This is a genomic window from Cysteiniphilum litorale (assembly GCF_003428165.1).
GTDB lineage: Bacteria > Pseudomonadota > Gammaproteobacteria > Francisellales > Francisellaceae > Caedibacter > Caedibacter litoralis.
Map to the genome: position 1 here is coordinate 38,682 of NZ_QLIQ01000007.1, position 12,985 is coordinate 51,666.

At 39.3% G+C, this 12,985-nt stretch carries 11 protein-coding genes; all 11 read right to left on the minus strand.

Features of this window, described 5'->3' with window-relative positions; all coding sequences use genetic code 11:
* Positions 1–28: 28 nt before the first annotated feature.
* Entirely contained in the window at positions 29–1,447 is a 1,419-nt protein-coding gene (gene lpdA, locus DNJ75_RS04455) for a dihydrolipoyl dehydrogenase (protein ID WP_117001982.1), read from the minus strand.
* Between the two features lie 15 nt (positions 1,448–1,462).
* Complete coding sequence (gene aceF / locus DNJ75_RS04460; protein ID WP_117001983.1) at positions 1,463–3,043, minus strand: dihydrolipoyllysine-residue acetyltransferase; 1,581 nt, start codon at positions 3,041–3,043, stop codon at positions 1,463–1,465.
* Positions 3,044–3,102: 59 nt separating this feature from the next.
* Complete coding sequence (aceE, locus tag DNJ75_RS04465) at positions 3,103–5,784, minus strand: pyruvate dehydrogenase (acetyl-transferring), homodimeric type (RefSeq protein WP_117001984.1); 2,682 nt, start codon at positions 5,782–5,784, stop codon at positions 3,103–3,105.
* A gap of 162 nt (positions 5,785–5,946) precedes the next feature.
* A complete protein-coding gene (locus tag DNJ75_RS04470; protein WP_117001985.1) occupies positions 5,947–6,222 on the minus strand; it encodes a hypothetical protein in 276 nt (91 codons plus the stop codon).
* A 102-nt stretch (positions 6,223–6,324) separates the two neighbouring features.
* Positions 6,325–7,713: a COG3014 family protein gene (locus tag DNJ75_RS04475; protein WP_117001986.1), complete on the minus strand. Its 1,389-nt coding sequence runs from the start codon at positions 7,711–7,713 to the stop codon at positions 6,325–6,327.
* 18 nt (positions 7,714–7,731) lie between these two features.
* Positions 7,732–8,940 (minus strand): CsgG/HfaB family protein, encoded by a 1,209-nt coding sequence (locus DNJ75_RS04480; protein ID WP_117001987.1) that lies wholly within the window; start codon positions 8,938–8,940, stop codon positions 7,732–7,734.
* A gap of 13 nt (positions 8,941–8,953) precedes the next feature.
* On the minus strand, positions 8,954–10,420 hold the full coding sequence (locus DNJ75_RS04485) for a DUF6844 domain-containing protein (RefSeq protein WP_117001988.1): 1,467 nt from the start codon (positions 10,418–10,420) through the stop codon (positions 8,954–8,956).
* Positions 10,421–10,626: 206 nt separating this feature from the next.
* Entirely contained in the window at positions 10,627–11,247 is a 621-nt protein-coding gene (lpoB, locus tag DNJ75_RS04490; RefSeq protein WP_373282845.1) for a penicillin-binding protein activator LpoB, read from the minus strand.
* Positions 11,248–11,379: 132 nt separating this feature from the next.
* Entirely contained in the window at positions 11,380–12,123 is a 744-nt protein-coding gene (locus DNJ75_RS04495) for a DUF2147 domain-containing protein (protein ID WP_117001990.1), read from the minus strand.
* A 33-nt stretch (positions 12,124–12,156) separates the two neighbouring features.
* Positions 12,157–12,561: a type II toxin-antitoxin system VapC family toxin gene (locus tag DNJ75_RS04500; protein ID WP_117001991.1), complete on the minus strand. Its 405-nt coding sequence runs from the start codon at positions 12,559–12,561 to the stop codon at positions 12,157–12,159.
* The gene (locus DNJ75_RS04505; RefSeq protein WP_117001992.1) at positions 12,562–12,786 is read right to left on the minus strand and encodes a type II toxin-antitoxin system Phd/YefM family antitoxin; all 225 of its coding nucleotides are present in this window, start codon (positions 12,784–12,786) and stop codon (positions 12,562–12,564) included.
* Positions 12,787–12,985 lie beyond the last annotated feature (199 nt).

A 12,985-nucleotide genomic window follows, 5' to 3' on the forward strand; every position in this document is an offset into this window, starting at 1 on the left:
TTAAAAGGTAATGTTGTCGTAATTAGATTTACTTCTTCTTAGGCGCATAAATATCAGTTGCTGTACCCTCATAAACCTCTGTCGCCATCATCAATGTTTCAGTAAGGGTTGGGTGTGGGTGGATTGTTAATGAGATATCTTCAGCATCACAGCCCATCTCAATGGCTAATGCCGCTTCAGCAATTAACTCACCAGCGTTTGGACCAACAATGCCAGCACCGATGATGACATGGTTCTCATCATACAGGACTTTAGTCATGCCTTCATTGCGCCCAATACTAAGGGACCTGCCGCTAGCTGCCCATGGGAATACACCCTTGTCATATTTGATACCTTTCTCTTTGGCTTCTTTTTCAGTTACACCAACCCATGCTACTTCAGGATCAGTATAAGCGACTGCTGGAATGCATTTTGGTTCAAAGTAATGCTTCATACCACAAATCACTTCAGCAGCAATACGCCCCTCAGGCACTGCTTTGTGTGCTAGCATTGGTTGACCGACCACGTCCCCTATCGCATAAATATGTGGCACGTTTGTTTTTAACTGATTATTAACAGCAATAAAACCACGCTCATCAACGTTAACCCCCGCTTTCTCAGCATCGATTAACTTACCATTTGGTGTACGTCCAACTGCCAATAAAATGCGATCAAAACGCTCACCGTTAGCAGCTTTTTTACCTTCCATTGAAACATAAAGACCATCTTTTTTCGCTTCAACTTTCGTCACTTTAGTCTCTAAGCGAATATCATAACGCTTAGACATCATTTTCTCATAAGGCTTAACGATATCTTTATCAGCAGCACCCATCAATTGATCCATAAACTCAACAACGGTAATCTCAGTACCTAATTCGCTATAGACTTGCGCCATCTCAAGACCGATGATACCACCGCCAATAACAAGCATCTTCTTCGGCACTTCTTTCATTTCAAGTGCACCTGTTGAATCAATAATACGTGGATCTTCTGGAATAAATGGTAATTTAATTGAGCTAGAACCCACCGCAATAATCGCATTTTCAAAAGCAATTTTCTTAACGCCATCTTTTGTTTCAACCGCGATTTCATTAGCACCTGTAAACTTACCATAGCCTTGAACGATTTCAACTTTACGTTGCTTTGCTAAGCCCTTTAAGCCACCTGTTAACTGACCAACAATCTTATCTTTATAACCTAAAATTTTATCTTTATTGAAAGTTAAGTTATCAAAACTAATCAAACCGTCTTTTTCTAAGTGACGCGCTTCATTAATGACTTTAGCGACATGCAACAACGCTTTTGATGGGATACATCCAACATTCAAGCACACACCACCAATTGAGTCATAACGCTCAACAAGGACAACTTTCTTACCTAAATCTGCCGCACGAAATGCTGCACTATAACCGCCAGGTCCACTACCTAAGACAACGACTTCTGTTTTAATATTGTTTACATCACTCATTTTTTTACCCTTTGTTTATAAAAGTATTTCTCTTAAATCTGCCAAAATTGCACAGTAACGCGTTAAGAACTGTGCCGCTAACGCGCCATCAATCACTCGATGATCAGTTGATAATGACAATGGCAACATCGTTCTTGGCGCAAACTCTTTACCATTCCACACTGGTTTAATGGCAGCCTTTGACACACCCATAATTGCCACTTCAGGCATATTAATAATTGGTGTAAATGCTGTTGTACCCAAAACACCCAAGCTTGAAATCGTAAAGGTTGCACCTTGCATATCATCAGGCTTTAACTTACCATCACGCCCTTTTTTGACCAGATCCATAATCTCGCGTGAAATCTCAAAGATCCCTTTTTGATCGGCATCTTTAATCACTGGCACAACCAAACCTTTTGGTGTATCTGCGGCAAAGCCGATATTAAAGTATTTCTTAAGGATTAAATTCTCACCATCATTGGATAATGAGCTATTAAAACGCGGGTATTCTTTTAACGCCACAGCTGCGGCTTTGATCAAGAATGATAAAGGTGTTACCTTAACCCCTGCTTTTTCAGCGGCTGGCTTCTTGGCATTTCTAAAGGCTTCAAGATCAGTAATATCTGCATCATCATAGAAAGTCACATGCGGGATCTTAACCCAGTTACGCGCTAAGTTCTTAGCACTTAATTTATTAATGCGTGACAAAGCTTCAACTTCAATCTCACCAAATTTGGCAAAATCAATCTGTGGATCAGGTAAAAGATCTAAACCACCACCGCTTAATACATTGCCTGATTGGACGGCTTGCACAGCTTTTTTGATATAATTCTCACAGTCTTCTTTGGTAATGCGTCCTTTGCGACCTGTTGCCACAACGCGTGCCAGCTCCACACCTAAGATACGCGCTAAACGACGTACAGCAGGAGATGCATGTGCATTGGTATTATGCACATCTGTTGTTTCAACTGCAGCAGTTGACTGAGCTTGAGCCGCTGGAGCAGCAGCTATCACTGCTTCTTTGGTTTCTAATTGTTTTGGCGCAGGTGCCACAGTTGCCGCACCTGTCACTTCAAGGGTTAGCACCAAATCGCCTTGTGATACTTTATCACCGACCTTGATTTTGACATCAACGACTTTACCTGATTCAGGTGCTGGAATTTCCATTGATGCTTTATCAGTTTCAAGTGTTGCTAATGAATCTTCAGCATTGATCTCGTCCCCCGGCTTGACGTTAATCTCAATAACATCAACCCCTTTATAGTCACCGATATCAGGAACAGTCACATCAATCACTTGTGTACTTTGCGCTTGTGATGGTGCAACTTCTGCCGCTACGGGCTCTACTGATTGAGATGGCGCAGATGAAGCAATTGCATCAGTTTCGACCGATAGAACTAATGAGCCCTCTGAAACTTTATCGCCCACTTTGACATTAATCTCTTTAACAACACCTGCAAAGGGAGCTGGAACTTCCATTGACGCTTTGTCTGTTTCTAGGGTAACTAATGAGTCTTCTGCCTCAATTACATCACCCACTTTGACATTCACCTCAATTACATCAACATCTTTATAGTCACCGATATCTGGTACTGTGACTTTTTGTACTGCCATGCAATTTTCCTCTTGTTTTTATTTTTTTAATTTTTTTAATTTAGTTTTAAAACGCCCGATTAGTGACTTAGTGGATCAAGACGTTCAGGATCAATATTGTATTTCTTAATCGCGTCTTTAACCACTTTAGCAGTCACAGCACCTTCGCGTAACAAGCCAGTTAACGCAGCAATAACTACATGATAACGATCTACTTCAAAGAAGCTTCTTAAGTTCTCACGCGAATCAGAGCGACCAAAGCCATCCGTACCTAAGGTAATATAATTTGTAGGCATAAACTCACGTAACTGCTCAGTGTAAAGCTTGATATAATCCGTTGACGCAATCACAGGTCCTGTATGACCTTTTAAACATTTCTCAATATGCGTCTGTTGTGCTTTTTTATCAGGGTGAAGCATATTCCAGCGCGCTACTTTACGACTATCGCGATAAAGCTCATTCGCTGAGGTCATACTCCAAACATCACTGGTGACACCAAAGTCTTTCTCTAATAACTCAGCAGCGGCTTCAACTTCACGCAAAATAGTGCCTGAGCCCATTAACTGTACATGCTTTTTCGCATCGGCTTTTTTGGCACCTTTTAACAAATATAAGCCTTTGATAATGCCTTCTTCAGAGCCTTCAGGCATCGCACCATGCACATAGTTCTCATTCATTACCGTGACATAGTAGAAAACTTGCTCGCCTTCAACATACATGCGACGCATACCATCCCAAAGGATCACAGCAAGCTCATATGCATACGTTGGATCATAAGAGATACATGATGGAATAAGACTAGCTTGAATATGACTATGCCCATCTTCATGTTGAAGCCCTTCACCATTAAGTGTAGTGCGTCCTGCAGTGCCTCCTAATAAGAAGCCTTTAGCATGTGAATCACCTGCCAACCACGCAAGGTCACCAATTCTCTGGAAACCAAACATAGAATAATAAATATAAAATGGAATCATTGGCACACGATGAGCACTATACGAAGTCGCTGCCGCTAACCATGAGCAAAATCCGCCAGCTTCATTGATACCATCTTGGATGATCTGTCCATCCGTTGATTCCTTGTAATACATCACTTGCGCTTTATCTTCTGGCACATATTGCTGACCGCGATGATTATAAATACCTAGTTGACGGAACAAGCCTTCCATACCAAACGTACGTGATTCATCTACTGTCACTGGCACCAAACGATCTTTTAGCTCTTTATGACGGGTTAGATTAACAAACATACGTACAAATGCCGTTGTCGTTGAGAACTCACGATCACCACTTGCCTCTAAGAATAGCTGACCAAAATCCTGATAACTTGGAATCGGTAAAGCGGTGTTATTCTCAAAACGTGCAGGCGCGTAACCATCTAATGCTTTACGTTGCGCATGTAAATAAGCATGTTCTTTAGAGCCTTCTTGGAATTTGACAAATTCCATATTCTCAACTTGCTCATCCGTTGCCGGCACATCGAATCGATCACGAATATATTTTAGCGCTGCGGTATCAAGCTTTTTAACATTGTGCGCAATGTTCTTAGACTCACCCCACTCACCTAAACCATAGCCTTTAATCGTCATTGGTAAAATAACCGTTGGCTTACCTGTTGTATTATTAACAGCGCGTTGATAAGCAGCATATACCTTAATCGGGTCATGACCACCACGCATTAAGTTTTGTACATCTTCATCAGTGTAACCTTTGCCCATTTCCTCTAGCTCTGGATCGCCACCGAAAATTGTTTGGCGCAAATCTTGTCCGCCATGCGAACGTGCAAACTGCATCTGACCATCATTCATCTGTGCTAAGCGTTGTTGTAATTTGCCATTGGTATCTTTGGCGAATAATGGCTCCCAATTACTACCCCATAGTACTTTAATAACATTCCAACCGGCACCTGTGAAGATCTGAGCAAATTCCTCAACGATCTTGCCATTGCCATCAACAAGACCATCTAGACGTTGCAGATTACAATTAATCACGAAAATCAGATTGTCCAAGCCTTCACGTGCCGCACGATTAATGGCTCCTAATGACTCAGGTTCATCCATCTCACCATCACCGCAAAACGCCCATACACGGCGATTGCTGGTCTCAGCTAATTTACGTGCTTCTAGATACTTCATAAAGCGTGCTTGATAAATCGCTTGCAATGGACCAAGCCCCATCGAAACCGTTGGGAACTGCCAATAGGTTGGCTGTAAATATGGATGAGGGTAAGATGATAAGCCTTTATCTCCATTAAATGCTTGTTGGCGGAAGTTCTTTAACTGCTCTTCAGTTAAACGCCCTTCAAGATAAGAACGCGCATAAATCACAGGCGTTGTGTGTCCTTGATAAAAAACCAAGTCCCCTGCTTTTGTTTCACTTGGTGCATGGAAGAAGTGGTTAAACCCGACTTCATAAAGCGTCATAATTGAAGCACCCGAGCCGATGTGTCCACCCAATGTGCCATCTTTTTTATTGGCCTTGGCAACCATAACCGCCGCATTCCAGCGATTAAGATTCTCAATCTTTTTCTCAACTTCCAAATCCCCTGGATAACCAGGCTGATCAGCGACTTTAATCGTATTCATAAACGAAATACTTTTAGCAGGCGCATACGCACTATCAATACCAATTTCGCCAGCGCGATCCAATAAACGATTTACCAAAAAACTAGCACGTTCGGCACCTTCACGTGTCACGACATCTTCTAATGCTTCTAGCCACTCTTGCGTTTCGGTTGTATCAATATCATGAAACCTTTCAGACATGTTGCCTCCATAGACAGTTAAAACTTAAAAAGCTCAAAAAGCTTAAAAAAACAATTAAAGCTAAGTATTAAAAACGGCGACAATTATAAACCTAAGATACCTGAAAATATAGGCGAATTAGCATTTTAGCGGAAAAGCTTGGAAGCTTTGATTAGAATGCAATCACAAAGTAATATCTTTTGTTCTAACTTCTTTGAAAAAAAGCGCAATGATAAAGGATAGCAACATTAAAACAGGGATTAAAATCATCATATATTGATAGGCTTGATGAAGACCATGCGAGCCCTTAAAGAGCTGTAACAAAAAGCCAGACAATGGCTGAAATACCGCGCCACTTAATGGTAAAAACAGATTAATAAACGCAATGCCAACACCTAATTGCTTATCATGAACATGCCCTTTAATCATCGAGAAATTAAGCACATGTGCACTTTGCATTGCACCAAATAAAAAGCCCGATTGCGGTTAGTTTTTTGATGGTGTTATTTGCGGTATCAGAATGATTAGAATGCACATTACCCCCTTTCTAACTTCTAAATCTTAAATAATAAAATGATATACTTTCGTGAAATCACCCATATTTACAATCCATAGTAATGTTGTTTTATTCGACTTAATGTCAATCGGTGTCTTTTTTAATGCAATATCTAGCGTATATTTTCCTGGCGTATATTGCTGCTCAAATAGTTGAATATTATTAGGTAGTAGCAACCAGCTGCGCTCATCGGCTTGCGCGGTCATAAAACTATATATGGAACCTGCTAACAAGCCCCAACCACCGGCTTGGTTACTCGCTTCATAAGTTGCTAGTGATTTTACGACCAAACGAATCACTTCACGGGTAATAATCGCAGGATACTCTTCAGTTAATGACTTCATTGCCATTTGCGTGGTATTTACCAACAATGAAGTCTGCCCTTTATCGATGATTTTTTTATCTTGTGTGATATATAAATCTTTTGCAGGCAACAAAGTATACTTTGATGGATAGTAGGCTACTGCAACCTCTTGCAAACCAAGTTTCCCTAAAAAAAGTGGCAGTTTAAATGCCTCTCTTGGAGTGACAAAACCTTGCTCATAAAGCACAACCAAACGCCCTTTACCAGATTCATAGGCGTTACCGCCATTAAAGCCGCGTTCAATCTCTTTATAAGTCCTCAAGACATAAGGATTATCAGGCAAAAGCCTTTTGGCATCTTTGATCGAGACAAAGGCATTATTGTAATTATCATCAAATGCTTGATATAAAATACTTGCCAGATAATAGCCAAAGCCATTTTCATAGGCATTACTGGCATCTTTGACCGCACTAAACATCTGATTGATTTCAGTCGATTTGTTAAGCCCTAGCTTATTTTGATCGACCTCAGCTTTGCTCGTATCTTTTTGATATTTACTTTGCAAGTCTCCTGCCATTAATTTTTGCTGATACGTCCAATATTGTGCATTACTTAATTGACGAATAGCCACAAGCGCACCACTTAGGTCATTTTCAGATAAGTAATTCAATGCCTGGTACGGATATAAAAATGTCATTGCATAATCAGGGGTTGAAAATGGTAGCTCACGATCATTGGTGAGCACCGCACCCATATTCTCTAGCATTTTAGATACTTGAACTTTCGCTGCCATTTTACTCGTTGCCACGGTTTGAATGACTGCTTGATAATCTTTCTTAGACTCGGCGACATTACCATTTAGTTGCGCTAAACGCGCCTGCTCTAATAAATATAAGTTATCAGTTGTCGGCTTATCACCAAATTCATCAATAAATGCCTTTTGTGCTTCCGATATATTACCACTTGCCGCATCTGCCTTTACTTGCTTCATTTTATTGGGATAGGACGCTGAAAAAGTCGCGCACCCTGATAACATTAACGTGCTAACACAGAATAGACTTAACCCGCTATTTTTAATTATTTTTGCCATTCTCTTTAACCCAAATCACTACTTTATAGGATAAACCTGTAAACCTCTAACAACCGTATTAGCCTGACCTGAAAGCACTTTTGCTATTGCATATTTTGGTGTCACACTCATCACTTCAAGCTCAGCAAGCTTTTTACCTTGTATTGGAATATGCTCCCCTGTACTTGGATCGATTACCGTATCTACTTTTCCGCGCACTTCAAATTTTTGTCCCACCTGCACGCGATCACCCCCTTGATTAAGATAAATATCACCGCCCTGAACGGTTAATATCGTCAATGGGTAAATTAACCCAATCACTTCATTAGCAATCTGCTGCCCTGCTTTGTCAAACAAAGACTGTGCGATCGCATTTACCGCTGTGTTTTCTGAGTTTATCTCTTTTGCAACATCCGATGATGGCAAGTAAACTTTAACACTATCTGACCATTTAATTGCCATCGTTGCCGTTTCAATCACACGATAGTTAATGACCAAACCAACATGCCATGTTTTGAAATCCTCACCATAAAATTCTTTTTTGGTTTGATAAAAATCAAAGCTTGCAATATCACCAACTACCATAAAATCAGCACCAATCAACTGCTTAATACGCGCTTTTTCAGCTGGCTTGGCATGCCCTGATTCCAGCACTGCCATTTCATCCTTATATGCGCCAAAATCTTCAGCACTACGACTGACCACATTAAACTTGCGTGACTGGACAAACTGGTTTTGCAACGCCTCTTGAATCATTGGCTTTACTTGCTCTAAACCAATTAAGCCATTAATTGATCCAGGCATAAAATGAAAAGGTGTCAAAGCAATGGAGTAAAGCTTGAGCTTCTCACGCTCATCAACACTTTGATATTCGCTCATTTTAACAACAACTGTTAGCTGCCATACACCATCAACCTCTTTGCTATCAATCACATCATAGCCATTGATTAAGCCTTTGGTTGCGGTTTTAATGCTCGATTCATAGCTTTTTGATAGCTTAACATCTGCCTTTAAATCACCATAATCACTGGTTTTGGCATTAATATCCGCATCAAAAGTTTTATTAATCGACTGCTCAATTGACGATACATCGACACCATTAACTTGTGATACCGCTTGCACTAAGGCGCTTTTTAAAGCCTTGTCATAAGTCTTACCAACACCTGTGACATTTTTTGATACTTCCGTCACCTGCGCAAAAAGTACAGCAGGCAACAAAGAAAGTGCTAATATCGTTTTTTTAATCATTATCGATTCTCACTTAAAACTGATGTAAATAAGGATTGTCTTCACTCTCGCTCACAATCGCTTTACTGTTTTGCTTATTTTGTTTATTTGCCACGTTTTTATTATCAGCATTATGTTTTTGCTGTGCTTGATTATATACATTTCCATTAAAATCTTTAACACTCTGCGCTAAATGCATACTTGTTGGCGACCACGCAAGCACAACACCATAGACAGCATCATTGTTACCTTTTTGTATATAACGCCATGTTTTTGCCACTTGCACACCGGATAATGACGTGCTTGCCGTGTTTTTAATTTCACTATCAAGCATATTAATTAGGTTGTTTGTTGATTTAATGTTTTCTTTGCCGGTAGTGAGATTTCTAAATACATACTCAGCACTTTCTCTACCTAATTTTGTCAACTGACTGGTCGTCATTGATGAGTTTAAGAAGTTAGCATAGTTTGCTTCAGCAACTGCGCGTGCCTGCGCCACTGCGATATCCAGAGAGTTAGCTGAGCCACGACGTTGATAACCAAATTGCGCATAGGATAAAATAACCGGTTCACCGCGCTCATCAAAGACAATACGAATGCCAAAATCATTTTTCAGCACATTGGCTGATTTATTGACAATCTCATTGATACTCAGACCTTTTTGATAATGTATTGATGATGCTTTACCTGATTTAACATCCGTCACCAAAGCCCTTATTTTCTCAGAATATAACGCGATAACTGCAACATATTGCTGATTATCTTTAGTCACGACAAATGTCTTTAGCGGCAACAAACCTGCAACTTCCAGATAGGCATTTTTATACGCTTCAATCAACATTTTCTGAAATGCCACTTGTTTTTTAAGCATCGGATCTTGAGCAATTTTCTCAGCATCAACACCTTGCTTTGCTAATTCTTTATCTAAATCATTACTCTTTATCGCAACATACTTATGATACAAGGAGCTCATCGTACTCCAAAAACCATCACCACCTCCGGGCAATTGATCATTATCAATGTCATATTTATTTGAGCTATCATCTTGATGGTTCTCAAACACTATTTTGGTTAAGTTCTTACTAACCACACTGTTTACCAGTTCAGCTTGCGCTTTTAACATCGCCTCTTGAAATGCAAGCTGTAAAGTCGTTGCATTCATCGTATTATTATCATTATCACTTTTAGCCACTTTAGCGTAAGCAGAATACACTCGCGTATCTTCGTTATTAAAATTCAACCCATTACTAGCGATATAAGCGCCCACCTTATCCATAATAACTTCTTGAGCAGTACGATCATCTTGATCTTCCACCTCTGAAATAGGTGTATCTTTAGCGACCACTTGATTTATTGTGCTTTCAATAGGCATTGTTTCCACCTTTTGCTGTGTTTTTGCATCAGGTGTACTTGAATCGGTAGTTACTTGATTTTGCTGTGTGGCATATACATGAACATCTGCCATCATAAACAAAGTGGCAGCAATTGCTTTTAGCTTCATAAAAGTCCTTATTTACTATAGAAAATAAAATTAACTGAAGTTACGGACTTTTTCTATTTCAACACCCCGCTTCGCAAGCTTAAGCACCCCTCTTGCAAAGAGGGGTGGCAGCCGGAGGCTGACGGGGTGTTTATAAAATTATCGTTTTTTCTAAAGTGCGTAAATCCAGCAATTAATATTTACATAGAGACCTATGTGTTGGTAGGTTACCAGCCAAAAGAGCTGCGCTTTTGTACTTTGCGAATTTGTTTTTGATCTTGCCAAACAATAATACCTGTTTTTAGATCAATCATTTTTAATGTAATCAAATAGAATAAAGACTGTTGATCACTATTCATCGATTGCATATCGGCAATGCTGCCATAAATCATATATTGTGCACCGATTTGTTGACCCATCTTTGTCGCCGTTGCTTGATCGACCATACCAGATTCCGATTGATAATCCATCTGCTCTTTCATTTGCTTGACTTGCGACATATCAGTGAACTGGAATTTACCACTATTGATAATCTCAGTTGACACAGTATTCGCTAGCATACCAGTATTAATGTGCTCTGCGGTTTCATTTTTAATCGTACTAAAGAATACAATCGGCTGCTTGCCACCCGCTGTAATACGTGCAATCGCTGGAGATGCTAGCATGCCACCAACCATTTTCTGCGTTGTCGTTTGCAAGTCTGTTGAGTTGAAATTAATCGATGTCGTATCGACACCCTGCGGATCTACATAGCTGACATTACTTGAGCTAGCACAGCCTGCGAGTAAGCCAACAGACAGCAACGCTGGTAACATATAAATTGATTTGGTTTTTAACTTTTTTTTCATATTCATCGTATTCACTCCATAATCCTTAGAATCCAAAATTCAAACGAGATTCTATTGAAAAAAGATCTCACTTTCAAATTTTATTTATTCCGCACACAGCTAATTTTTATTTTTTGATCACAAACTTCACAATTAAGCACCAAAATCACACAAACCATTGGCTTTTAGAATAATCTTTGAACATTGCTGCCATAATTTCTCATTGGTAATTTTTCCTGTTTTGTCAGCATAAGCATAATGCCCATCTTTGGTTAAGCCGCAGACTTTAGCGCATTGCAATGCTTCCTGTTGATCAATACGATACCAATATTGCGTGCGTCCAAATAATGAGAAACCAACATAGCCACGCACATAGAGCTTTTTGCCATTTTCTTGTGTTTGAATCTTGCAACTATAGACTTTGCCATTGGATGGATCCAAAATTGATCCGCTTTTATATAACGCTCCATCTGATCCATCTTTGTCACCATCTTTGCTGAAATTCCACATTATTTTCAAGCCTTGCACTTGATTGTTTGGATAACTTGAATAGTCAAACTTATAACCGTTTTCATCACCCTTACCACAGTTTTTACACGAAACATCAGGCACTTGTTCTTTGTCACCCACAATATTAACAAAAGGAACAATAATCTTACCTTCAAGCTTACCATCTTTACCTTTGTAAACTTGCAAAATTGACTGTGCTTGTTTATCACCATCGGTATACTGCAACCAATAACCAACGGGTGAGTACAGGTTTTGCGCTTTATGCATTGAGGCAATTGTTTGATCATTATACGACTTCACTGAAGCTTGATCAGTAGCTGCTTGTGACAGCCCGATACTGGTAGCTACAGACATTGAAGCTAATAATGTTATATATTTTCCTTTCATCTTGTTTCCTTTGTTTTTTATTAATGTTTTATTTTAAAAGAGCGTTCTGACGTGCTCATAACTACGTATTGTTTCATCCGCTGTTATTAATATTGCACCATAAATACTTGCAGTTGCAATAATCATACGATCAGCAGGATCTTTATGGTAATCAAAATTTGGTAAAGATGTCGAAGTCATTGCTATCTCATTGGTAACGGGGACAAACTCAACACAATCTATCATCTGCACTGTTTCAAGCCATTTTCTAATATCAATACGTAGACTTAACCTTCCTTTGTTAATTAGCATACAAATTTCCCACGCTGTAATCGACGATAATAGAATTCGACTTTTCTCTTGCTGAGCCTTATTAATAGCGTTTACTGCTTTAGTGCTTAGCTTATCGTTACCATCAACCCACCAAACTAAAATATGCGTATCCAAGACAATATCCATTTACGCCAGATCCCAATCATTATCTGCTACCGGCTTAGTTGGATTTTCAAATTTCATTACAGAGTCTTTCAATACATCCAAAGGCATTTTCTTTTTTATTAATGAGACCATTAATGACGGTTTACCATGATTTGTGATAATAAATGGCTGCCCTGTTTTTTCTATTGTACGGAAACACTCTAAAGCATGTGTTTTAAAATTTGATTTAGAAATCTGCTTACTCATAAAAATGACCACCTATAATGACTATATCCATATTTTAGCCTCAAAACAGAGCAATGCAAACATTAATAGTTAGACTCCGCACTATAAAAGTTAAAGCATTAACAACAGTAACGCAAGATAAACACTATTGACACTAGTCGTTTCTTAAAAATTTCGCTAACATACTGACAATTTAGTAAATACTTTCTACAGCTACTTA